The organism is Geodermatophilus sp. SYSU D00742 (genome assembly GCF_054049935.1).
In genome coordinates, this window is sequence record NZ_JBJGYJ010000007.1 from 14,347 (window position 1) to 37,235 (window position 22,889).

A 22,889-nucleotide genomic window follows, 5' to 3' on the forward strand; every position below is an offset into this window, starting at 1 on the left:
CCTCCTGGTGCCGGGCGCCCCGGGGTGCGGGACGCGGGTCGTACGGGCATGCGCCCAGGGGCTGCGGGTGGGCTGGACTACTCGTCGGTGTCGGAGAACAGCTGCCGGTGCGTCGACAGCAGCGTCACCTCCGGCCGCTCGGCCAGCAACCGCTCACAGGCGTCGAGGACGTCGGTCACCTGGCCGGCGTCCGCGGCCACCGTGGCCACCCCGACCTGCACACGGCGGTGCAGGTCCTGGTCGCCGACCTCGGCGGCGGCGACGGCGAAGCGGCGCCGCAGCTCGGCCACGATGGGCCGGACCACGGCGCGCTTGCCCTTGAGCGAGTGGACGTCGCCCAGCAGCAGGTCAGCGGTCAGCGACCCGGTGAACACCGGCCGACCCCCGTCCTGCTGCTGGGCGAGCGGCCCCCGGCCCCCACCACGATCCTGCGGGTGGTGGGGCCGGGAGCCTTCCCGTCACTCGCGCGGCTTCTCGCGCAGCTCGAAGGTCTCGATCACGTCGTCGACCTTGATGTCGTTGAACGACCCGAGGCCGATACCGCACTCGTAACCCTCGCGGACCTCGGTCGCGTCGTCCTTGAACCGGCGGAGGGACTCCACCGTCAGGTTGTCGGCGACCACGGCACCGTCGCGGATGAGCCGGGCCTTGGAGTTGCGGACGATCGTGCCGCTGCGGACCAGCGAACCGGCGACGTTGCCGATCCGCGGCACCCGGAAGACCTCGCGGACCTCCGCCGTGCCGAGCTGGACCTCCTCGTACTCGGGCTTGAGCATGCCCTTGAGGGCGGCCTCGATCTCGTCGATGGCCTGGTAGATGACCGTGTAGTACCGGACGTCCACACCCTCGCGGTTGGCCAGCTCGGTGGCCTGCCCCTCGGCCCGGACGTTGAAGCCCAGGACGATGACGTCGTCGGCGAGCGCCAGGTCGATGTCGCTCTTGGTGATGCCACCGACGCCGCGGTGGATGACCCGCAGCGAGATGTCGTCGCTCACCTCGATCTTCATCAGCGCCTCTTCGAGCGCCTCGACGGTGCCCGAGTTGTCGCCCTTGATGATCAGGTTGAGCTGACGCGTCTCCTTGAGAGCGGCGTCGAGGTCCTCGAGGCTGATCCGCTTGCGCATGGAGGCGTTCTGCGCGTTGCGGATGCGGGCCTGGCGGCGGTCGGCGATCTGCCGGGCCACCCGGTCCTCCTCGACCACGAGGAAGGTGTCACCGGCACGGGGCACCGAGGTGAGACCCACGACCTGCACGGGGCGGGCCGGCAGGGCCTCCTTCAGCTTGTTGCCGTGCTCGTCGAGCAGCGACCGGACGCGGCCGTAGGCGTCGCCGGCCACGATCGAGTCGCCCTGACGCAGCGTGCCGCGCTGGACGAGCACCGTGGCGACGGGGCCGCGGCCCTTGTCCAGCTTGCCCTCGATGACCACACCCTGCGGGTCCTGCTCGGTGTTCGCGCGCAGGTCCAGCGAGGCGTCGGCGGTCAGCAGGATCGCCGCGAGGAGCTCGTCGAGACCCTGGCGGGTCACCGCGGAGACGTCGACGAACATCGTTTCGCCGCCGTACTCCTCGGCCACCAGGCCGTACTCGGTGAGCTGCTGGCGGATCTTGGCGGGGTTGGCCCCCTCCTTGTCCACCTTGTTCACCGCGACCACGATCGGCACCTCGGCGGCCTGGGCGTGGTTGAGCGCCTCGACCGTCTGCGGCATGACGCCGTCGTCGGCCGCCACCACCAGGACGACGATGTCGGTGGCCTTCGCACCGCGGGCACGCATCGCGGTGAACGACTCGTGACCCGGGGTGTCGATGAAGGTGATCGGCCGCTCGTCGCCCTCGAGCTCGGTGACGATCTGGTAGGCGCCGATGTGCTGGGTGATGCCGCCGGCCTCCCGCGCCACCACGTTGGTGTGGCGCAGGGCGTCGAGCAGCTTCGTCTTCCCGTGGTCGACGTGACCCATGACGGTGACGACCGGCGGGCGGGGCGACCAGTCCTCCTCGTCCCCCTCCTCGTCACCGAAGGTCAGGTCGAAGGTCTCGAGGAGCTCGCGGTCCTCGTCCTCCGGGCTGACGACCTGGATGTTCCAGCCGATCTCGGCACCGAGCAGCTGCAGCGTCTCGTCGTTGACCGACTGCGTCGCGGTCACCATCTCGCCCAGGTGGAACAGGGCGGTGACGAGCGCGGCCGGCTGGGCGCCGATGCGCTCGGCCAGGTCGGTCAGCGAGGCGCCACGGGGCAGACGGACGGTCTGCCCGTTGCCGCGGGGCAGCTGGACGCCGCCCATGCTGGGCGCCGCCATGGAGTCGAACTCCTGACGCCGCTGCTTCTTGCTCTTGCGGCCACGGACCGGACCGCGGCCACCGGGACGGCCGAAGGCACCGGCGGTACCGGCACCCGAGCCACCCCGGCCCCGGCCACGGCCACCGCCCCCGCCGCCACCACGGAAGCCACCACCGGCGGGAGCACCGGCGCCGCCACCGCCGCCGGGGCGGAAGCCACCGCCGCCACCGCCGCCTGGGGCGCCGCCGGGACGGCCACGGCCGCCACCGGGAGCACCGGGACGACCGGCACCGGCCGGGCGCGGCGGCATCATGCCGGGGCTGGGGCGCTGCGGCATCATGCCCGGGTTCGGACGCGGCCCACCGGGGCCGGCGGCCGGACGGGGACCACCCGCACCCGGAGCCGGACGGGGACCACCCGCACCGGGAGCCGGACGGGGACCACCCGCACCGGGAGCCGGACGGGGACCACCCGGGCCGGGCCGGGGCCCCGCGCCGGGGCCGGGCCGCGGCCCGGCGGCCGGCGCCGGCCGCGGCGCGCTGCTGAAGGGGTTGTTGCCGGGTCGCGGAGCCGGCCGGGGGCCGGGCCGCGGACCGGCGCCGGGCGCACCGGGACCACCCGGGCGCGGCGCGCCGGGGGTGGCACCGCCGGCCGGGGCAGGACGGGGGGCGCCCGCCGGACCCGGACGCGGACCGCTGGGCGCGGCCGGCGGCTGCTGGGTCGGCGCGCCGGCCGCGGGGGCCTGGGGTGCGGCCGGCCGGGGACCGGGGGTCGGGGCGCCCGGACGGACCGCGCCGGGCCGGGGACCCGGGGTGGGCCCACCGGGGGCACGCGTCGCCGGCGCCGAGGGCGCCTGCGGAGCAGGAGCAGCCGGTGCGGGAGCAGCCGGTGCGGGAGCAGCCGGTGCGGGAGCAGCCGGTGCGGGAGCAGCCGGTGCGGGAGCGGCCGGCGCGGCGGGGGCAGGAGCCGGGACCGCCGGCGCCGACGCGGCCGGAGCCTGCGGGGCAGGTGCGGGCGGACGCGGACCCGGCCGGGGACCGGGCTTGGGGACGGCGGACTGACCGCCGCCGTTGCCGCCGCCGGAACCGGCGACGAAGGCCTCCCGGAGCCGACGGGCCACGGGGGCCTCGACGGTGGAGGACGCGGACTTCACGAACTCGCCCTGCTCCTTGAGCTTGGCGAGCACGGTCTTGCTGTCGACACCGAACTCCTTGGCGAGTTCGTGTACGCGGGCTTTGCCTGGCACGGATCTCCTCTTTGTGAGGCCGGCGGCTGGCCCGCTCGACCTCGTCGTCAGTCCTGCATGGTCATCGTGGGGACTTCACGGCTTGCTCATCCGACGACGTCCTGCCCTCGACTGCGGACCGACCCGGTGCCGGTCCGTCTGTGTTCCTGCGGTCTGTCGTTCGTTCGTCGCCCGACCCCGGCCCCGCTCCCCCGGGCGCCGTGGACGGCGCACCGAGGACGTGGACCCGGAGCGGACCGGGCTCGACCGGGGAGCTGCTGCGCAGCGCCCGGACGAAGGCCCGGCGTCGCTCCGCTGCGCGCAGGCACTCCGGAGTGGGGTGCAACGACGCCCCCCGGCCGGGGAGCGTCCGCCGTGGGTCAGGGACCAGAGCCCCGTTCCGGGCGACGACACGCAGCAGATCGGTGACCGGAGCGCGTTTCCGGCAGCCCACACACGTGCGCACCGGGACAGACGATTCGGCCACCCTGCACTCTAGCGCGCGGAGCGCCCGGGTTGTTCCGCACTCCGGCCACCGGCCACCCGACCGGGACGTGATCCTCCACCCGGCCCGCCGCGACGGGCCCCCGGACCGGCGGTGCCGGCCGCCGGGGCCCCGGAACGCAGCGGCGCCCGGCCCACCCCGGGCGACGGCGAGGTGTCGTCGGCCTCGGCGTCGCTGCGGATGTCGATCCGGCACCCGGTCAGCCGCGCGGCCAGCCGCGCATTCTGGCCCTCCTTGCCGATCGCCAGCGACAGCTGGTAGTCGGGGACGACGACCCGGACGGCCTTGGCCTGGGGGTCGACGACCTGGGCGCTGCTCACCCGCGCCGGGCTCAGGGCCGAGGCGACGAAGGTGGCCGGGTCGTCGGACCAGTCCACGATGTCGATCTTCTCGCCGTGCAGCTCGCTCATGACGTTGCGCACCCGCTGACCCATGGGGCCGATGCAGGAGCCCTTGGCGTTGAGCCCCGGCACCTTGGTCCGGACGGCGATCTTGGAGCGGTGCCCGGCCTCGCGGGCCACCGCCACGATCTCGACGCTGCCGTCGGCGATCTCGGGGACCTCCAGCGCGAACAGCTTGCGCACCAGGTTGGGGTGGGTGCGGGAGACGGTGACCTGCGGGCCGCGGAAGGTGCGCGCGACCGACACGACGTAGGCCTTGATGCGGCTGCCGTGCGGATAGCTCTCGCCGGGCACCTGCTCGGTAGGCGGGAGCACCGCCTCCACCTTGCCGATGTCGACCAGCACGGTGCCCTGCACGTTGCGACGGTCGTGCGCCTGCACGATGCCGCTGACGATGTCGCCCTCCTTGCCGACGTACTCGCCGAAGGTCTGCTCGTGCTCGGCGTCGCGCAGGCGCTGCACGATCACCTGCTTGGCGGTGCTGGCCGCGATGCGGCCGAAGTCGCTCGGGGTGTCGTCCCACTCGCGGACGACCTCACCGTCGGGGCCCAGCTCCTGGGCCAGGACGGCGACCTCGCCGCTCTTGCGGTCCACGTGCACCCGCACGTGCTTGGCGGCGCCGTCGGCGTGCCGATAGGCGGTCACCAGCGCGGTCTCGATCGCCTCGATGACCGTGTCGGCCGGGATGCCCTTCTCCCGCTCGACCGCCTTGAGGGCGGTCACGTCGATGTTCACTGTCCTCCTCCGTCGTCGTCGTCCGCGGGATCCGGCTGCGCCTCTGGCTCGGGTCGGCCGAACTCCACCTGCACCCGGCCGGCGCCCAGCTCCGGCCACGCCACGTGCCGCTGGGTGGGCGGGCGCTTCTTCGCCCCTGGCTTGCCCTTCGCCTCCACCGCCAGGGAGACCCCGGTGTCGTCCACCGCGAGCACCCGGGCGGTCACCTGCTCGACCCCACCCTGCGGACCCACGCCCACGCTGACCAGGCGACCGGTGTTGCGCCGCCAGTGCCGCGGCTCGGTGAGCGGGCGGTCCACCCCGGGGCTGGTGACCTCGAGCACGTAGGGCACCCCGCCGAAGGCGTCGTCGCCCTCGTCGAGGGCCTCGGACACCGCCCTGCTGACCTCGGCGACGTCGTCGAGGGTGATGCCCTCGTCGCGGTCGACGACGACCCGGACGACGCTGCGGCGGCCGGCCGGGGTGACGACGAGCTCCTCCAGGTCGTACCCGGCGGCGTCAACGACCGGCCCGATCACACCGGCCAGCCGGGTGGCCACGGGGTCGGTGCGGGAAGCGGCGGACACGGGCTCCCTCTCTCTCCTGGGCTCGGCCGGGGCACGCGCGGGGCGGCTCCCGCCCGGTCTCGTGCCCCCGCGGGCGACGGCGGACACGCCGCCGGGCCCGGTACCGGGCGAAGAGCCAGGCTACCGCCCACCGGAGAGCCCCGAGACCGCGCGCCGGGAGCCGGCCCGGCCCGCCGTGTGCTGCCGCGGCGACGGGGCCGCGGCTGGAAGGATGGGGGGCGATGCTCCCCTCCCCCGCCCCCGTGTCCCGGGGGTTCTCGCGACGCGCCCTGCTGGCGGCCTCGGCCGGTCTGGCCCTCGCGGCCACCGGCTGCACCTCCGGCTCCTCCGGCGCGCCCGCGGTCAGCACCGCGGAGGCCGACCGGCTGGCCGGTCAGGTCGCCGTCCAGGAGGCGCTGGTCGCGGCGTACGCGTCCGCGGCGTCCACCGACCCCGCACTGGGCGCCGCGGTGGGCGAGCTGGCGGCGCAGGCCGCCACCCAGCTGGACCGGCTCCGGGAGGCCGCCCCGTCGACCGGGTCCGCCACCGCCTCCTCGGCGCCGGCCGCTGTCGCTCCGCCGGCCGGCGGTGACGTCAAGGGCTGGCTGCGCGGCCAGGTGGCGACCGCGGCCCGCTCCCACGCCGACGCCTGCGTGGACCAGACCGGCGCCCGGGCCGCGCTGCTCGGCTCGCTCGCCGCCGGGCTGCGGGGGCACGAGGCGGTGCTGGCATGACCGGCGGTTCCGCGAGGAGGTGGGCACGTGGCTGACGACGGCGTCCTGGACGAGGGCACCGAGACCACCGCGCTGCAGGAGGCGCTGGCCGCCGAGCACGCCGCCGTCTGGGGCTACGGCTCGGTCGGCGCCGCCCTGCCGCCAGGGTCGCGCCCGCAGGCGTCGGCGGCGGAGAACGCCCACCGCGACGTCCGGGACGGGCTGGCCGAGCTGCTCCAGCAGCGCGGCGACGACCCGGTACCGGCCGAGGCCGGCTACACCCTCCCCTTCCCCGTCCTCTCCGCCACGGACGCCGCGGCGCTCGCCGTGGTCCTGGAGGACGGCGTCGCGGCGGCGTGGGTGCGGGTGCTGGACCAGGCCGTGCAGTCGACGGTGCGCCGGCTCGCGGTCGACACGCTGGGGGGCGTCGAGGTGCGGGCCGTGGCCTGGCGGGGCGCGGCCGCGCGGACGCCGGTCACCTCCCCCTTCCCCGGACTGCCCGAGGGCTGACCGGGGGCGCGACCAGTCGGTCACAAGCGCGCTGCAAGCCGGGCCCCCGAAGGTGGCGGTCGCCGGAGCGAGGACGCCCGGCTCCGTCCACCCGCAGGAGAGACCCGCGATGAGCACGCCCACCGACGTCCGCCGCCAGCTGGACCTGCCCGGTCAGGCCGCCGCGGCCGAGGGCCCCCACGACCTCGGCGGCATGTACGTCATGCACCACGCCTTCCGCCGGGACCTGGACCGCTTCGCCACCGCCGTCCGGCGGACCCCGCTGGAGGACCGCGCCGCCTGGCGGGCGCTGGCCGCCCGCTGGGAGCGGTTCGGCACCACGCTGCACCACCACCACACGATCGAGGACACCGCCATCTGGCCGCAGCTGCTGGCGCACGTGGACGCGGCGGGCGACGCCGCCGGGCGCGCGACGCTGGCGGCCATGGAGGCCGAGCACGAGCTGATCGACCCGCTGCTCGAGTCGTGCGCGACCGGCTTGACCGCCATGGCCCACGCCCCGGACGCCGCCACCCGGGACCGGCTGGCCGACCGGGTGACCGCCGCCCGCGACTGCCTCGCCGAGCACCTCGCGCACGAGGAGACCGAGGCCCTCCCGCTGGCCCAGCGGCACCTGTCGGCCGGGGAGTGGGCCGCGGCCGAGCGCGCGGCGCAGTCCGGGCACGGCCTGCGCGAGATGCCGTTCCTGCTGCCCTGGGCTGCCTCCGGGCTCAGCGCCGAGCAGGTGGACGAGGTCTTCGGCGAGGGCGGCCGGGCCTTCCGGGTGCTGCTGCGCCTCACCCGCGGCCGGTTCGAGCGCCGGGAGCGGGCCGCCTTCCGCTACGCCTGACCGCTCAGCCGAGGGCGCCCAGGAAGGCGTCGGTCACGCCGACGGCCAGGCTGCTGGACTGGCCGCCCTCGACGAGCACGGCGAAGGCGAGGTCGCCCTGCGGGCCGCCCAGCCGGTAGCCCATGAACCAGCCGTGCGCGTCCGGCGGGGTGTTGCTGCCGTACTCGGCCGTGCCGGTCTTGCCGTAGACCTCGCCGCGGTCGGCCAGCGCGGTGGCGGTGCCGGACAGCACCACCTGGCGCATCATCGGCCGCAGCGCGTCGAGCACGGCGGGGTCCGGGCCCTGCGGCGTCGGCCCGGCGGGCTCGGCGCCCACGACCTCCACGGGCACCACCGGGGTGCCGCCGGCCACCCCGGCGGCGACGAGGGCCAGCTGGGCCGGGCTCATCAGCACCTGGCCCTGGCCGATGGCGTTGGCCGCCTTCGTCGTCCCGGTGCTGTCGGCGGGGACGCTGCCGCTGAACACGTCGACCGGCAGCTGCCAGTCGGTGCCCACCCCGTAGGAGGCGGCCGCGGCCGCCAGGGCGTCGTCGGGCAGCTGCAGGGACTGCTGCATGAACGTGGTGTTGCACGACTGCGCGAAGGCCTCGGTGAAGGGCACGGTGCCCAGGTCGAACTGGTCCTGGTTCTCGAACTCCCGACCGTCGACGACGAACGTGCCGGGGCAGGGCACCGGCGACTGCGGGGTGAGCGTGCCGGTGGCCAGCAGCGCCGTCGCGCTGATCGTCTTCATGCTCGACCCCGGCGGGTACTCGCCGGACAGGGCGTTGGCCGCGGCGGCGGCCTCGTTGGAGGAGACGGCGACGATCTCGCCGGTGCGGGGCCGGACCACCACCAGGTGGGTGGGCAGCGGCTGGCCGGCGACGGCGGCGTCGGCGGCGTTCTGGACCGCCGGCACCAGCGGCGTCTGCACCGGCTCACCCGGGACCGGCTCGACCGCGTCGACCTCGCGGCCGGCGTCGCCGGTGCCCTCGTCGGTGCTCACGACGCTGACGGTGAACCCCGGGGTACCGGTCAACTGCTCCTGGAGGGCCCGCTGCAGGCCGGACAGGCCCAGCTGGTCGCCGGCGGCGTAGGCCGGCTCGTCGTCGACCGTCGTCTCCTCCAGCACCTCCGCCGTCGCCGGGCCGACGCGGCCGAGCAGCGCCGAGGCGAACCGCGCGGTGGGGGCCAGCAGCCGGGTGTCGGTGGGGAACACCGCGCCGGGCAGGTCGAACACCTGCGCGCGGATCGCCTCGAAGTCGGGACGCCGCAGGGTGATCACGGGGACGAACTGGCCCGCGGGCGCAGCCTGGACGTCGGCGACGATCTCCTCGGCGGCGACCCCCGTGGCCGCCGAGAGGGCACCGGCGAGGGCCGGCAGGTCGGTGACCCGGGCCGGGTCGACGCCGACGTTGACCACCTCGGTGGGTGTGAACAGCGGCGCCCCGCTCGCGTCGGTGATCGCCGCCCGCTCGGGCAGCTCACGCGTGAGCTGCAGGTGCTGGCCCTCGCCGAGCTCGGGGTGCACGAGGGTGGGCTCGGCGACGACGTCCCAGCCCTCCTCGGCCTCGCGCAGCCGCAGCGTGGCGGGGTAGCTCCAGCCGGGGGCGGCGGCGAGGTCCCAGGTGGCGGTCCACTCGACGGTGGCGGTGCCGTCCTCGACCGCGACGGTGCCCAGCTCCGGGCTCAGCGTGGCGTCGGGCAGGTCGGTCGCCGCCTGCTCCAGCAGCGCGCCGGCGGCCTCCGGATCCGTGGTGGCGCCGGCCGCGGCCTCGACGTCGCCGGCGGCCCAGTCCTCGAGGAACGCCTCCGCCGCGGCCCGTACGTCGTCCGTCGGATCGCCCGAGCAGGCGGCCAGGGCCGGCGCAGCCAGCAGCACGAGCGTGGTTCCCAGGACCGTCCCCCGACGTGTGCGCACGAGGAGACAGCGTTCCAGACGAGGTCACCGTTCCGGTGGAGGCGGGCCCCTCCCCGGGCCGACCCGCCGGAGGACCGCCCGCCCCGGGCCTGCGAGGGCCGGGGGATGCGGTCCCGCTGCGCGGCGTGGGGGCCCTCGTCAGAAGAGGACGCTGGCGAACCGTCCCACCTCGCGGAACCCGACCCGTGCGTAGGACGCCCGGGCGGGGGTGTTGAAGTCGTTGACGTACAGGCTGACGACCGGCGCGATCGCGGCGCGGGCGTACTCGACGACGGCGGCGGTGCCGGCGGTGCCGATGCCGCGGCCGCGGTGGGCGGGGGCCACCCAGACCCCCTGCACCTGGCACACGGTCCGGGACGCCGCGCCGATCTCGGCCTTGAACAGCACCTCGCCGTCCTCGATCCAGGCCAGGGACTGGCCGGCGCGGACCAGGTCGGCGACCCGCGCGCGGTAGCCGGCGCCGCCGTCGACCCGCAGGGGGCTGACGCCGACCTCCTCGGTGAACATGGCCACCGCCGCGGGCAGCAGGACCTCCAGCTCCGCCGGCCGCACCGGCCGCACGCGCGGCTCGGGGGCCACCGCGGGCGGGCCCTCGATGGCCAGCAGCGGCTGGCGGGGGCGGTGGTCGCGGGCGGGGCCCCAGGAGGGCTCCAGCAGCTCCCACAGCGGCTCGACGGCGGCGGCCGGGCCGACGATCGTCGAGCAGCGCCGCCCGGCCCGCCGCGCCCGCTCGGCGAACGCGGTGGCCGCGGAGCGCTCGCTGCCGGGGGCGGCGAAGGGGATGAGGTTGGCCCCGGCCAGGCACACGGCGTCGAGGGAGCGGCCGCTGCCGATGCCCCACAGCGGGGCACCGAGGGCCCGCGCGGCGGTGCCCGCGGCCTCCACCCGCCCGGCGATGACGCACGCGGCCACGGGATCGGTGGCCAGCAGCCGGCGGACGGCCGGCTCGTCGCTGTCGTCGAGGACCCGGGCGGTCGGTGTGCGGAGCACCGGCCGGGTCAGCTGACGGTGACGACGGGCGCGCCGGAGGGGACCCCGGCGTCGGCCTGCTCGCCGGCCAGGCGCATGGCCTCCTCGATGAGCGTCTCGACGATCCGGGACTCGGGCACGGTCTTGACGACCTCGCCCTTGACGAAGATCTGCCCCTTGCCGTTGCCCGACGCCACACCCAGGTCGGCTTCCCGGGCCTCGCCGGGACCGTTGACGACACAGCCCATGACCGCGACCCGGAGCGGGACCTCCAGCCCGTCCAGGCCCGCGGTCACCTCGTCGGCCAGCCGGTAGACGTCGACCTGGGCCCGGCCGCAGGACGGGCAGCTGACGATCTCCAGCCCGCGCTGGCGCAGGTTGAGCGACTCGAGGATCTGGGTGCCGACCTTGACCTCCTCCACCGGCGGGGCGGAGAGGGAGACGCGGATCGTGTCGCCGATGCCCTGGGACAGCAGCGCCCCGAAGGCCACGGCGGACTTGATCGTGCCCTGGAAGGCGGGGCCGGCCTCGGTGACGCCGAGGTGCAGCGGGTAGTCGCACCGGGCCGCGAGCAGCTCGTAGGCCCGCACCATCACGACCGGGTCGTTGTGCTTGACCGAGATCTTGATGTCGCCGAAGCCGTGCTCCTCGAACAGCGAGCACTCCCACAGCGCCGACTCGACCAGCGCCTCGGGGGTGGCCTTGCCGTACTTGGCCAGCAGCCGCTTGTCGAGCGAGCCCGCGTTCACGCCGATGCGGATGGGGATGCCGGCGTCACCGGCGGCCTTGGCGATCTCGCCGACCTTGTCGTCGAACTTCTTGATGTTGCCGGGGTTCACGCGGACGGCGGCGCAGCCGGCGTCGATCGCGGCGAACACGTAGCGCGGCTGGAAGTGGATGTCGGCGATCACCGGGATCTGGGACTTCGCCGCGATCGCCGGCAGCGCCTCGGCGTCGTCGGTGTCGGGGACGGCGACCCGCACGATCTGGCAGCCGGCGGCGGTGAGCTCGGCGATCTGCTGGAGGGTGGCGTTGACGTCGGCGGTCTTGGTCGTCGTCATCGACTGCACGCTGACGGGCGAGTCGCTGCCCACCCCGACGCCGCCGACGTCGAGTTGGCGGGTCTTCCGGCGCGGGGCCAGGACGGGCGGGGGCGCAGCGGGCATGCCGAGACTGACGGGGGTCGCCATGACACCCAGTATCGCCCGGTGCGCACCCCGGTGCCGCCGCCGCGGCTGTGACCCCTGCCGACGCGGGCGCGGCGCACGCCCGGCACCGCGGCTACTGCAGGGTGATCGGGTTGACGATGTCGGCGACCAGCAGCAACCCGGACAGCAGGATGAACAACCCGGCGACGACGTAGGCCACCGGCATGAGGCGGGCGATGTCGAACGGTCCCGGGTCGGGGCGTCCCCGCAGCCGGGCGACCACCGAACGCGCCTTCTCGTACAGCGCACCGGCGACGTGCCCACCGTCGAGCGGGTAGACCGGCAGCAGGTTGAACAGGAACAGCACCAGGTTGACGCTGGCCAGCAGGCTCAGGAAGAAGCTGACCTTCTCCGCGGCGGTGAACTGCGGGATGGCGAAGACCTCACCGGAGATCCGGCCGACGCCGACCACGCCGATCGGGCCGTTCTCGTCCCGCTCCTCGCCCAGGAACGCGGCCCGGAACAGCTGCGGCACCTTCTCGGGGATCTCGACGAGGCGCTCGACGGAGTTGACCACGATCATCCCGAAGTAGCCGGGCAGGTCGGCCAGGGACTGGCGGGCCAGCTCGGGGGTCGGGGAGACACCCAGGTAGCCGGCGGTGGTGGTCTCGTCGCTGCCGGCCTCGACGTACACGGTGTTGGCGATCGGCGTGACGGTGAGGTTCCGCTCCTGCCCGTCGCGCTGGATCGTCAGCGACAGCGGCTCGCCGGGGCTGGTGCGGATCGCCTCCTGCACCGCCGTCCAGCTGTCGTAGGCGGTGCGGTCCAGCCGCTGTCCACCGATGGCCACGATCGTGTCGCCGGGGCGCAGCCCGGCGGCGGCGGCCGGGCTCTGCTGCGGGAGCCCGCAGCCGGCGGCGCCGGCCTCGCACCGCTCGCCCTCGGCGGTGATCGGTACCGAGCACGGGTCCTCGGCGGTGGCGCTGGCCGCTCCCGCGGGCAGGACGCAGGCGGGCACGTCGCGCACGGTGGTGGTGAGGACGCTGGTGCCGACGGCGGTGAGCGTGACCGCGAAGAACAGCACCGCGAGCACCAGGTTGTGGAAGGGGCCGGCGAACATCACGATGACCCGCTGCCACCAGGGCTTGGCGTAGAACACCCGACCGGCGTCACTGGGCCGGACGTCGTTGAGCGCCTGGCCGCGGACCTCGGCGATGAAGCTGCGCATCCGGGTGGCGCGCTTGCTCTCGCCCTCCTCGGCGGGCGGGATCATGCCGACGATCCGGATGTAGCCGCCCAGGGGCACGGCCTTGATGCCGTACTCGGTCTCGCCCTTGGTGCGCGACCACACCGTCGGGCCGAAGCCGACCATGAACTGGGGCACCCGCATGCCGAACTTCCGGGCCCAGTAGAAGTGACCGAACTCGTGGAAACCGATGGAGAACAGCAGGCCGACCGCGAAGGCGGCGATCCCGAGGACGGTCAGGAGGATCCCGCTCAGCTCAGCCTCCGGCGATGACTCCCCGGGCGTGCCCCCGGGCCCACTTCTCCGCCGCCAGCACGTCCTCGACGCAGGTGGGGGCGCCGAGGTCCGGCGCGTCGTCGAGGGTACGCGCGACGAGGTCGACGATGCCCCGGAACGGCAGCCGACCCGCCACGAACGCGGCCACCGCCTCCTCGTTGGCGGCGTTGAACATCGCCGGCACCACGCCCCCGGCCTCGCCGGCGGACCGGGCGAGCCGGACTGCGGGGAACGCCACCTCGTCGAGCGGGGCGAACTCCCACGTGCTGACCGCCGACCAGTCCAGCGCCGGCTGCACGTGCGGGAGGCGGTCGGGCCAGGCCAGCGCGAGCGCGATCGGCAGCCGCATGTCCGGCGGGCTGGCCTGGGCGATGGTGGCGCCGTCGGTGAAGGTGACCATCGAGTGCACGATCGACTGCGGGTGCACCACGACGTCGATGTCGGCATAGGGGACGCCGAAGAGCAGGTGCGCCTCGATGAGCTCCAGGCCCTTGTTGACCAGGGTGGCGGAGTTGATCGTCACCACCGGCCCCATGGCCCAGGTCGGGTGGGCCAGCGCCTGCTCGACGGTGACGTCGGCCAGCTCGTCGGCGCTGCGGCCGCGGAAGGGCCCCCCGCTGGCGGTGAGCACCAGCCGGGCCACCTCACCGCGGGCGCCGCCGCGGAGGCACTGGGCCAGCGCCGAGTGCTCGGAGTCCACCGGCACCAGCTGCCCCGGCGCGGCCGCCGCGGTGACCAGGTCGCCGCCGGCCACCAGTGACTCCTTGTTGGCCAGCGCGACGGTGCGGCCGGCACGGAGGGCGGCCAGCGTGGGCCCGAGCCCGATCGAGCCGGTGATCCCGTTGAGGACGACGTCGGCGGGGCGGGCGGCCAGCTCCTCGGCCGCCCGCGGCCCGGCGAGGATCTCCGGCAGCGCGTACTCCCCCTGTGCCCAGCCGCGCTGGGAGGCGGCCGCGTAGAACGCCAGCTGGAGGTCCTGCGCCGCGGTGGCGCGGGCGACGGCGACCGTGCGGACGCCGAGGGAGAGCGCCTGCTCGGCCAGCAGTGCGATGTCACCGCCCCCCGCGGCCAGGGCGGTGATCCGCAGCCGGTCGGGGTTCTGCTCGGCCACCGCGATCGCCTGCCTGCCGATCGAGCCGGTGGACCCGAGCACCGTCACCTCGCGCAGGTCGCTCACGGCGCCATCCTCCCCGACGGCCGAGCGGCCCGCGGCGCGCCGTCCTCACCTCGGTCGGTGGGCTCCGGGGCCTCCTGCCAGAATGGGCCGGAGGGCGAGCGAGCCCGAGGACACAGCCGCGTCGCGAAGGCGGACGGCGAGCGCCAGCGAGGAGAGCGCGTGAGCGAGCAGACCCACCGCGAGCGGATCGCGACGGACCACCCCGCGACCGAGCGGGTCAACCAGCCCGGCCGGGAGGAGGCGGTCGTCCGTCACGACGCCCACCCCGTCGAGCACGAGCGGCCCGAGGAGTGGGGCTGGCACGGTGAGACCGGCCGGGCCGGCCGGATCGCCTCCTGGATCGCGATCCTGTTCATGCTCGCCTACCTCGTCGGCAACCACGAGGGCCGCGTCGAGGACTACTGGGTCGGCTCGATCGTGCTGCTGATGGTCCTGCTGAAGGTCTACGACTACTTCCGGCGGAAGAACGCCTGGCGCAGCCAGTGACCGGCCGCTGACCAGAGGCCCGCTCCCCGAGGGAGCGGGCCTCTCGTCGTTCCGGGGCCGGTACCTCCCGGCCGCCTGCCTGCCGATCTGACGGGGAGCAGTCCGGGTCCCGGATCCCGACCCCAGGAAGCCGCCGATGTCCCGCACCACGCCCACCCGCGCCGCGCTGCGGATCACCCTGGTCGCGCTCGTGGCCGCCGTCGCGGTGCTCGGTGCGGACGCCGCCGTGCTCGTCACGCGCATCGACCGCGTGGCCGTCGACCTGCACCGGGGCAGCGAGCCGACGTGGGTGCTGCTCGGGCTGGACTCCCGGGCCGAGCTGCCGCAGGGCGCGTCGGCGGCGGAGTTCGGGACGCCCGAGGAGGTCCCCGGCAGCCGGGCCGACGTCGTCCTCGTCGTCCACGGGGGGAAGGTGCTCTCCGTCCCCCGCGACCTGGTCGTCCCGGGCGGGGACCGGCCCCGGCGGCTGGCCCTGACCCATCTGGAGGGCCCGCAGTCGACCGTGGACGCGCTCTGCGACCTCGGCATCCCGACCGACCACCTCGTGACCGTCGACCTGGCCGGCTTCGCCACCGTCGTCGACGCCGCCGGCGGTCTCCGGCTCGACGTCCCCCAGCCGGTGCGGGACCCGGCGGCGGGGCTGCTCGTCCCCGAGGCGGGCCCGCAGCACGTCGACGGCCGGACCGCCCTGGCGCTCGTGCGCTCCCGGCACCCCGAGCACCTGGTCGACGGGCAGTGGCAGCCGGCCGCGGTGGACCCCGACGGCCGGGCGTCGGCGGCGGCGACCGTGCTGAGCGCCCTGGTGGGTGCCGTCCGACGGGCCGGCCTGGAGCCGTGGCGGCTCCAGCGGGTCGGCTGGGCGGCCTCCGGCGCGCTGACCGTGGACGCCGGCACCTCGGCCACCGACCTGGTCTCGCTGGCGACGTCCGCTCCCCGGGACGTCGAGGTGCTGCCGGCCGGCGAGCCGAGCTCGCAGGTACCGGTGCGCTTCGTGACCGAGCAGACGACCGCAGCACTGGCCGCGGCGGAGCTCTCCTGCTCCCGCTGACCTGCACGTGAAGTTATCGACCGGTTATCCGGCGTTGCCCCACACCGCTACACCACGACCGCTCCGCTGCCGATACCAGGGACAGAGAAGTCCGGAGCACCGGACTCCTGACGAGCGGAGAGCCGCTGATGTCCCGCACCACGTCCCGTGTCGCCGCCCTGGCCGGCGTCACCGTCACGACGGCCGCCGCGAGCCTGCTGCTCGCCCCGGCCGCCCTGGCCGCACCGTCCACTCCCGTCGTGAACCCCACGGCGGTGAAGGCCGGGGAGGACTTCACCGTCTCCGGCGTCGGCTGCCAGCCGAGCACCGACCCGACCAACCCGATCGCGGCCGTGGCCTTCATCGACCTCGGCCCGGACGCGCAGATGGGCATCGGGGACGGCGGCGAGCCGGAGGCCGACGGGACCTGGTCGCTCACCCTCGGCGTCCCCGAGGGCTTCGCCCCGGGCTCCTACGACGTCATCTCCCTGTGCGCCTCCTACCTGGGCGATCTCGAGTTCGAGTACCCCGTCACGACGCTGACCGTCGTCGACCCCGCGGCGAAGCCCTCGACCCCGTCCACGAGCACGCCGGCCCCCAACGGGACCTCGACCTCGACCGCCACCCCGACCGCGACGGCGACCGGGAGCAGCGCCGGCCCGGCCACGGTGACCAAGGACGCCCAGGGCGTCGTCACCGTCACTGCCGCCCCCGGCCAGTCCCTGACCCCCTCGGGCCCGGTCGCGGTGGGCCAGAAGCAGATCCTGCGGCTCACCGGCTACACGCCCGGTGAGAAGGTCCGCCTGGTCCTGCACTCCACCCCGCGGGACCTGGGCACCGCCACCGCCGACGCCTCCGGCGTGGTCACCTTCACCTTCACCGCGCCCAGCGGCACCGAGCCCGGCGACCACCACGTGAGGGTCACGCGCGCCGACGGCAGTGTCGTCAGCTACCCGATCCGCATCGCCGCCGCCTCCGGCTCCCGCAGCGACGAGCTGGCCTACACCGGCGCCGACGTCACCGCCCCGCTCGTCGCCGGCACCGGCCTGGTCCTGCTCGGCGGCGCCACCGTGTTCGCCGCCCGCCGCCGCAAGGCAGCCACCCAGGGCTGAGCACGCCCGCACCACGTCGACGGACGCCGGTCAGGACTCCCCTGGCCGGCGTCCGTCGCGTCTGACACCGGGCCGGCCGCACCGCTGACCGACGCCTCACCGGGTGCGCGGAGCCGGCGCGCCACCGCCTGCTCCGCGCAGCGCCGGAGTCAGGTGACGCTGACCCCGATCGCCAGGCCGATCGCGAACGTGACGCCGGCCGCGATCCCGCCGAACAGCACCTGCCGGAGGGCGGCGTACCACCAGGGCCGCGGGGTGAACCGGGACGACAGCGCGCCGGCGACGGCCAGCCCGACCCCACCGCACAGCAGCGCGACCCACAGCAGCGAGGCGCCGAACAGGTACGGCAGCAGCGGGACGACCGCCCCGGTGGAGAAGGTCACGAACGAGGAGACCGCCGCGGTCACCGGCGACGGCTTGTCCTCGGGGTTGACCCCGAGCTCGGCGACGACGTGCAGCCGCAGGGCCGTGTCGGGGTCGCGGGACAGCTGCCGGGCGACCAGCGGGGCCAGCTCGTCGTCCACCCCGCGGACCCGCAGCATCTCCACCAGCTCGGCCAGCTCGCCGTGCGGGTTGCGCTCCAGCTCCCGGCGCTCCTTGGCGACCTCGAGGTCCAGCTGCTCGTTCTGGGTCTTGACCGAGGTGTACTCGCCCAGCGCCATCGAGATCGCGCCGGCGACCAGGCTGGCCACGCCGGACAGCACGATCGCCCGAGGCGCGGCGCCACCGCCCCCCACCCCGGCCACCAGGGCGGTGTTGGTGACCAGACCGTCCATCGCGCCGAAGACGGCGGCCCGCAGCCATCCGCCGGAGACGTCGGCGTGGCTGTGCTCGTGCGCCTCCGCCGGCGACTCGCCGGTGGGGGTCACTCGTCGGCCTCGCCGCCCAGCTCGACCGACGGCTCCAGGGACGGTGTCGGCACGGCCACGCTGGGGACGCCCTCCACCCGGTCGGCCGCGGCCAGCTGACCGCAGGCGCCGTCGATGTCCTGCCCGCGGGTGTCCCGGACCGTCGTCGGCACCCCGGCCGCGCGCAGCCGCGCCACGAACTCGCGCTGCGCCGGCAGCGGACTGGCGTCCCACGGGCTGCCCGGCGTCGGGTTGAGCGGGATGAGGTTCACGTGCGCCCGGTGCCCGGCCAGCAGCCGGCCGAGCAGCTCGGCGCGCTCGGGCTGGTCGTTGACGTCGCGGATGAGCGCGTACTCGACCGAGTACCGGCGGCCGGTGCGCTCCGCGTAGGCGTCGGCGGCGGCGACGACCTCGGCGACCTTCCAGCGGGTGTTGACCGGCACCAGGGTGTCGCGCAGCTCGTCGTCGGGGGCGTGCAGGCTGACCGCGAGGGTGACACCCAGCCCCTCCTCGGTGAGCCGCCGGATCGCCGGGACCACGCCGACGGTGGAGACGGTGATCGACCGCTGCGACAGACCCAGCCCGTGCGGGGTGGGCGTGACCAGCGCGTCGAGGGTCTTGCGGACCCGCGCGTAGTTGGCCAGCGGCTCGCCCATCCCCATGAAGACGACGTTGGACAGCCGGCCCGGACCGCCGGGGATCTCCCCGCCCGCCATCGCCGCGGCGGCCGCGACCGCCTGGCCGATGATCTCCGCTGCGGACAGGTTGCGGGTCAGCCCGCCCTGCCCGGTCGCGCAGAACGGGCAGGCCATCCCGCAGCCGGCCTGGCTGGAGATGCAGACGGTCGCGCGGTCGGGGTAGCGCATCAGCACGCTCTCGACCAGGGCGCCGTCGTACAGCCGCCACAGCGTCTTGCGGGTGCGCCCGCCGTCGGCGGACTGGTGCCGCACCGGCGTCAGCAGGCCCGGCAGCAGCGCGCCGGTGAGGGTCTCGCGGACGGCGGCCGGCAGGTCGGTCATCTGCGCCGGGTCGGTGACGCCGCGGTAGAAGTGCCGGGCGAGCTGGTCGGCGCGGAAGGCCGGCTGACCGAGCTCGGCGACCGCCGCGCGGGCCTCCTCGCGGGTGAGGTCGGCGAGGTGGCGCGGGGGCTTGCCGCGGCGGGGGGCGTCGAAGACCAGGGGCAGGGCAGTCATGGCCCCTCCCATGCTCCCACTAGCCTCCGGCGGGTGACGGACGCCGAGAGGGAACTCACCCTCGCCGACCCCGTGCTCGACACCGTGGGGGTCGGCCCGTGGGAGGGGCCCTGGCCCGAGGACCCCCGCTACGACCCCGAGCTGCTGGCCACCGGCGACCGCCGCAACGTCGTCGACCGCTACCGGTACTGGACCGTCGAGGCGATCGTCGCCGACCTCGACACCCACCGGCACCCCTTCCACGTCGCCATCGAGAACTGGCGCCACGACCTCAACATCGGCACGGTCGTGCGCACCGCCAACGCGTTCCTGGCCTCCGCCGTGCACGTGGTGGGCCGGAAGCGGTGGAACCGGCGCGGCGCGATGGTCACCGACCGCTACCAGCACGTGCGTCACCACCCCGACGTCGGCACGCTGGCCGCCTGGGCGCGGGCGGAGGGGCTGCCGCTGCTCGCCGTGGACAACCTGCCGGGCGCGCGGCCGCTGGAGACCGAGCCCCTCCCCCGCGCCTGCGTGCTGCTGTTCGGCCAGGAGGGCAGCGGGCTGACCGCGGCGGCCCGGGAGGCCGCGGACGGCGTCCTCTCCATCGCCCAGTTCGGCTCCACCCGGTCGATCAACGCCGGGGTGGCCGCGGGCATCGCCATGCACGCCTGGGTCCGGCAGCACGCGACCGCATCGTCGTCCCCGGGATGACACCGCGGTCACGCGCCGCCCTCCGCCACCGCTGAGCCCCTCGGGTCCCCGTCGGCGGCCCTCCGGGCTGCACGACCGGCCCGCGCCCTCGGTCGTGTGGTCCGACGGGCCTGTTTGGGCCAGGCTTCCCCGTCATGAGTCGTCTGTCCGAGGTCGACCTCGGTGCGCGCCTGTCGAAGTCCGACGCCCGGAAGCAGCTGGCCGAGGCCCAGCGCCGGCTGGTGCACCTGCGCCTCCTGCTCGGTGGTCAGCTCGGGACCGGCGAGCTCGGGCCGCCGCTGTGCGTGCTCTTCGAGGGCTGGGACGCCTCGGGCAAGGGCGGGGCCATCAAACGACTGGTCGAGCAGATCGACCCCCGCCACGTGCGGGTCGCCCAGTTCGCCGCACCCACCCGCGACGAGAAGCGGCACCACTTCCTGTGGCGGTTCTGGCCGGTGCTGCCGGGCTGGGGCGGCATGGCCGTCCTGGACCGCACCTGGTACGGCCGGGTGCTGGTCGAGCGGGTCGAGGGCTTCGCCACCGAGGAGGCCTGGCAGCGCGCCTACGCGGAGATCGTCGACCTGGAGACCACCCTGGCCGCCGAGGGGATGGTGCTGGTCAAGTTCTGGATGCACGTCTCCCCCGAGGAGCAGCTGCGCCGCTTCGAGTCCCGCCGGGACGACCCCTACCGGGCCTGGAAGCTCACCGACGAGGACTGGCGCAACCGCGAGAAGCGGGACGCCTACGAGGCCGCCGTCGAGGACATGCTGGAGCGCACCGACCACGAGGGCGGGCGCTGGCACGTCGTCGCCGGCGACGACAAGCGGTGGGCCCGCGTCCAGGTGGTCCGCACCGTCTGCGAGCAGGTCGAGGCCGCGCTGGTCGCCGCCGGCATCGACCCCGACCCGCCGCTGGCCGGGGCCGCCCCATGACGACCCCGCGGGTGCTCCTGCACCTGGTCGAACCCCTCGCCTGGCGAGCTGCCCTCACCGAGGGCGCGCTGCGCCCGGCCTCGCCGGCCGCCGCCGGCTTCGTGCACCTGTCCACCCCCGAGCAGGTGCACCTGCCCGCCGGCCGGCTGTCCGCCGGGCGCCGCGACCTCGTGCTGCTCGTCGTCGACCCCACCCGGCTGGCCGACCCGGTGCGCTGGGAACCCGGCGCTCCCGACGACCCACCCGGCCTGCGCTTCCCGCACCTGTACGGCCCGCTGCCCACCTCCGCCGTCATCGCGGTGGTGCCGTGGCGGCCACCGGTGCCGCCGACCCTCCCGGCTCCGGACGACGTGCTGGCCCGCGCGCAGGCGCTGCAGACCTCCCTGCAGGTGCGGCGGGCCGCCGAGGTGCGCGACGTGCCCGGGGGCGTGGCGGTCGCCGACCCGCGCTTCCCCCACTCCCGCGACGACAACACCGTCGTCCTCACCTCCCCCACCGACGCGGCCACCGTGGCACGGACGGCGTCCGCCGCGGCCGCCGAGCTGGGCTGGCCGGTGACCGCCGCGGTGCTGCGCTGGCCCGGGGCGGGGCCGGTGGCGGCGGAGCTCGCCGCCACCGGCTGGGACACCACGGAGCTGGTCGTGATGGCCCGCGAGGCGGTGCCGCTCCCCGGCGGGGACGCCGCGGAGGTGGTCGAGCAGCGGGAGCTGCACACGCTGTGGGACCACTCCTGGCGCCGCGGGCTGCCGCCCCTCCCCGAGCTGGACGAGGTGGTGGCCCAGCTGATCGGCCGCGAGCACCGCACCGCCGAGGTCGTCACCGTCCACGACGTCGCCGTCCGCGTGGCCGGCCGCCCGGTCGCCGCCGGCCAGCTCCGGGTGGACGGCGCCACCGCGATCGTCGAGTCGGTGATGACCGAGCCCGCCGCGCGTGGGCGCGGGCACGCCGACGCCGTCCTCGCGCGACTGGTCACGCTCGCCGCCGAGGCCGGCTGCGACCTCGTGGCCCTCGAGGCGCACGCCGAGGACTGGCCGCGGCACTGGTACGCCTGCCGCGGCTTCCGGGTGGTCGGGTCGGTGTGGGAGGCGACCCGCGCCTGACCTCCTGCCGCGTCCGGGCGGCCGCGCTCAGGCCGGGGCGACCCAGGACAGGAGCAGGTACGCGACGGCCGCCGACGGCAGCAGCGAGTCAAGCCGGTCCATGATCCCGCCGTGGCCGGGCAGCAGGTTGCCCATGTCCTTGATGCCGAGGTCCCGCTTGATGAGCGACTCCCCGAGGTCGCCGACGGTGGCGGAGACGGCGAGTGCCGCTCCGAAGAGCACCCCGCCCCACCACGGACCGCCGAGTGCGAGGGTGACGACGGGAGTGGCGACGAGGACGCAGGCCAGGACCGATCCCGCCATCCCCTCCCACGACTTCTTCGGGCTGACCGACGGCGCCATGGGGTGCTTGCCGAACAGGACGCCGGCGGCGAAGCCCCCGACGTCGTTGCCCACGACGGTGGCGATGAACAGCAGCACCCGGGCGACGCCGTCGTCGGGCACGAGGAGCAGGACGGCGAAGCCGGCCAGCAGCGGCACGTAGGCGACGACGAGGACGCCGGCCGAGGCGTCGCGGAGGTAGCCCTGCGGGCCGTCGCCGAGCCGCCACAGCAGGACCGCCAGCACGGTGAGCAGGAAGCCCACGACCAGGCCGGAGGTGCCGCGGGTCCACGCCAGGCCCAGCATCGCGACCGCGCCGACCAGGACCGGCGCCAGGGGTGGACGGGCCCCACCGGCCTCCAGGGCGCGGCAGAGCTCGACGACACCGACGAGGATCGCGGCGACGAGGACCAGGAGGAACGCCGGCCGGTAGACCAGCAGCGACACGACGATGACCGCGCCGAGGCCGACTCCCACGCCGATGGCCGCCACCATGTCCCGGCCGGCGCGGCTCGGCTTCTTCGCGCCGGGGACGAGCGTGGGGCCGATCGACTCGGTGGTGGACACGGGGGCGGCGGCAGCCACCGTCGTCGCCTCGACCGTCGCCGGCTCCCCGGGGGCTTCCGTCGTGCCCGGCTCGGCGGCCGGGAGCTCCGTCGTGCGGGGCTCGGCCGCGGGCCGGGTGGGCGCGGGTGGGGGCGGTGCGGGGCGCCGGCCGACGAGAGGGATCGGCCCGGTGTCGGG

General features: G+C 75.5%; 22 protein-coding genes and 1 pseudogene. 9 read left to right on the top strand and 14 right to left on the bottom strand.

Translation table 11 applies throughout. The annotated features are described in order from the left end of the window. Positions 1 to 77 precede the first annotated feature (77 nt). The 6 genes and pseudogenes from ACI78V_RS06785 to rimP form a co-directional block, all read right to left on the bottom strand. Positions 78 to 374, bottom strand: a complete 297-nt coding sequence (locus tag ACI78V_RS06785) for a DUF503 domain-containing protein (RefSeq protein WP_456850072.1) — start codon at positions 372 to 374, stop codon at positions 78 to 80. Between the two features lie 84 nt (positions 375 to 458). Next, positions 459 to 2,294, bottom strand: a complete 1,836-nt coding sequence (infB, locus tag ACI78V_RS06790; protein WP_456850218.1) for a translation initiation factor IF-2 — start codon at positions 2,292 to 2,294, stop codon at positions 459 to 461. Between the two features lie 1,086 nt (positions 2,295 to 3,380). Further along, positions 3,381 to 3,521 (bottom strand): annotated as a pseudogene (locus tag ACI78V_RS06795) (translation initiation factor IF-2 N-terminal domain-containing protein); the annotation flags it as partial. 61 nt (positions 3,522 to 3,582) lie between these two features. Further along, a complete protein-coding gene (locus ACI78V_RS06800; RefSeq protein ID WP_456850073.1) occupies positions 3,583 to 3,987 on the bottom strand; it encodes a YlxR family protein in 405 nt (134 codons plus the stop codon). An 8-nt stretch (positions 3,988 to 3,995) separates the two neighbouring features. Continuing rightward, a complete protein-coding gene (gene nusA, locus ACI78V_RS06805) occupies positions 3,996 to 5,141 on the bottom strand; it encodes a transcription termination factor NusA (protein WP_456850074.1) in 1,146 nt (381 codons plus the stop codon). After that, complete coding sequence (gene rimP, locus ACI78V_RS06810; protein ID WP_456850075.1) at positions 5,138 to 5,707, bottom strand: ribosome maturation factor RimP; 570 nt, start codon at positions 5,705 to 5,707, stop codon at positions 5,138 to 5,140. The genes nusA and rimP overlap by 4 nt, the downstream gene beginning before the upstream one ends. A 221-nt stretch (positions 5,708 to 5,928) precedes the next feature. Here rimP and ACI78V_RS06815 point away from each other — a divergent pair, with 221 nt between their 5' ends. The 3 genes from ACI78V_RS06815 to ACI78V_RS06825 all read left to right on the top strand — a co-directional run bounded on the left by ACI78V_RS06815 (position 5,929) and on the right by ACI78V_RS06825 (position 7,738). After that, a complete protein-coding gene (locus ACI78V_RS06815; RefSeq protein ID WP_456850076.1) occupies positions 5,929 to 6,420 on the top strand; it encodes a hypothetical protein in 492 nt (163 codons plus the stop codon). Positions 6,421 to 6,447: 27 nt separating this feature from the next. Further along, a complete protein-coding gene (locus ACI78V_RS06820; protein ID WP_456850077.1) occupies positions 6,448 to 6,909 on the top strand; it encodes a ferritin-like domain-containing protein in 462 nt (153 codons plus the stop codon). Between the two features lie 109 nt (positions 6,910 to 7,018). Beyond that, positions 7,019 to 7,738 (top strand): hemerythrin domain-containing protein, encoded by a 720-nt coding sequence (locus tag ACI78V_RS06825; protein WP_456850078.1) that lies wholly within the window; start codon positions 7,019 to 7,021, stop codon positions 7,736 to 7,738. A gap of 4 nt (positions 7,739 to 7,742) precedes the next feature. Here ACI78V_RS06825 and ACI78V_RS06830 read toward each other — a convergent pair whose 3' ends face one another. The 5 genes from ACI78V_RS06830 to dxr all read right to left on the bottom strand — a co-directional run bounded on the left by ACI78V_RS06830 (position 7,743) and on the right by dxr (position 14,454). Continuing rightward, complete coding sequence (locus ACI78V_RS06830; protein WP_456850079.1) at positions 7,743 to 9,638, bottom strand: penicillin-binding transpeptidase domain-containing protein; 1,896 nt, start codon at positions 9,636 to 9,638, stop codon at positions 7,743 to 7,745. A gap of 138 nt (positions 9,639 to 9,776) precedes the next feature. Continuing rightward, a complete protein-coding gene (locus ACI78V_RS06835; RefSeq protein WP_456850080.1) occupies positions 9,777 to 10,628 on the bottom strand; it encodes a GNAT family N-acetyltransferase in 852 nt (283 codons plus the stop codon). Between the two features lie 8 nt (positions 10,629 to 10,636). Then, a complete protein-coding gene (gene ispG / locus ACI78V_RS06840; protein WP_456850081.1) occupies positions 10,637 to 11,797 on the bottom strand; it encodes a flavodoxin-dependent (E)-4-hydroxy-3-methylbut-2-enyl-diphosphate synthase in 1,161 nt (386 codons plus the stop codon). Positions 11,798 to 11,888: 91 nt separating this feature from the next. Next, complete coding sequence (locus ACI78V_RS06845; protein WP_456850219.1) at positions 11,889 to 13,256, bottom strand: M50 family metallopeptidase; 1,368 nt, start codon at positions 13,254 to 13,256, stop codon at positions 11,889 to 11,891. A 1-nt stretch (position 13,257) separates the two neighbouring features. Next, positions 13,258 to 14,454 (bottom strand): 1-deoxy-D-xylulose-5-phosphate reductoisomerase, encoded by a 1,197-nt coding sequence (gene dxr / locus ACI78V_RS06850; RefSeq protein WP_456850082.1) that lies wholly within the window; start codon positions 14,452 to 14,454, stop codon positions 13,258 to 13,260. 159 nt (positions 14,455 to 14,613) lie between these two features. Here dxr and ACI78V_RS06855 point away from each other — a divergent pair, with 159 nt between their 5' ends. The 3 genes from ACI78V_RS06855 (at position 14,614) to ACI78V_RS06865 (ending at position 17,079) form a co-directional block, all read left to right on the top strand. Then, complete coding sequence (locus tag ACI78V_RS06855; protein ID WP_456850083.1) at positions 14,614 to 14,940, top strand: DUF2631 domain-containing protein; 327 nt, start codon at positions 14,614 to 14,616, stop codon at positions 14,938 to 14,940. A 136-nt stretch (positions 14,941 to 15,076) separates the two neighbouring features. Then, positions 15,077 to 15,988, top strand: a complete 912-nt coding sequence (locus ACI78V_RS06860) for an LCP family protein (RefSeq protein ID WP_456850084.1) — start codon at positions 15,077 to 15,079, stop codon at positions 15,986 to 15,988. Positions 15,989 to 16,116: 128 nt separating this feature from the next. Next, a complete protein-coding gene (locus tag ACI78V_RS06865) occupies positions 16,117 to 17,079 on the top strand; it encodes an LPXTG cell wall anchor domain-containing protein (protein WP_456850085.1) in 963 nt (320 codons plus the stop codon). Between the two features lie 149 nt (positions 17,080 to 17,228). Here the strand turns inward: ACI78V_RS06865 and ACI78V_RS06870 are convergent, their stop codons facing one another. Further along, positions 17,229 to 17,948 carry a VIT1/CCC1 transporter family protein gene (locus ACI78V_RS06870; protein WP_456850086.1) on the bottom strand — a complete coding sequence of 240 codons (720 nt, stop codon included), beginning with the start codon at positions 17,946 to 17,948 and terminating at the stop codon, positions 17,229 to 17,231. Next, the gene (gene rlmN, locus ACI78V_RS06875) at positions 17,945 to 19,120 is read right to left on the bottom strand and encodes a 23S rRNA (adenine(2503)-C(2))-methyltransferase RlmN (RefSeq protein WP_456850087.1); all 1,176 of its coding nucleotides are present in this window, start codon (positions 19,118 to 19,120) and stop codon (positions 17,945 to 17,947) included. Before rlmN ends, ACI78V_RS06870 begins: the two co-directional genes overlap by 4 nt. Positions 19,121 to 19,153: 33 nt before the next feature. Here rlmN and ACI78V_RS06880 point away from each other — a divergent pair, with 33 nt between their 5' ends. The 3 genes from ACI78V_RS06880 to ACI78V_RS06890 all read left to right on the top strand — a co-directional run bounded on the left by ACI78V_RS06880 (position 19,154) and on the right by ACI78V_RS06890 (position 21,824). Beyond that, entirely contained in the window at positions 19,154 to 19,813 is a 660-nt protein-coding gene (locus ACI78V_RS06880) for a TrmH family RNA methyltransferase (protein WP_456850088.1), read from the top strand. 134 nt (positions 19,814 to 19,947) lie between these two features. Continuing rightward, complete coding sequence (locus ACI78V_RS06885) at positions 19,948 to 20,724, top strand: polyphosphate kinase 2 family protein (RefSeq protein WP_456850089.1); 777 nt, start codon at positions 19,948 to 19,950, stop codon at positions 20,722 to 20,724. Further along, positions 20,721 to 21,824 (top strand): GNAT family N-acetyltransferase, encoded by a 1,104-nt coding sequence (locus tag ACI78V_RS06890; RefSeq protein WP_456850090.1) that lies wholly within the window; start codon positions 20,721 to 20,723, stop codon positions 21,822 to 21,824. Before ACI78V_RS06885 ends, ACI78V_RS06890 begins: the two co-directional genes overlap by 4 nt. A 27-nt stretch (positions 21,825 to 21,851) precedes the next feature. Here the strand turns inward: ACI78V_RS06890 and ACI78V_RS06895 are convergent, their stop codons facing one another. Further along, a complete protein-coding gene (locus ACI78V_RS06895) occupies positions 21,852 to 22,730 on the bottom strand; it encodes a phosphatidate cytidylyltransferase (protein WP_456850091.1) in 879 nt (292 codons plus the stop codon). Between the last annotated feature and the right edge of the window lie 159 nt (positions 22,731 to 22,889).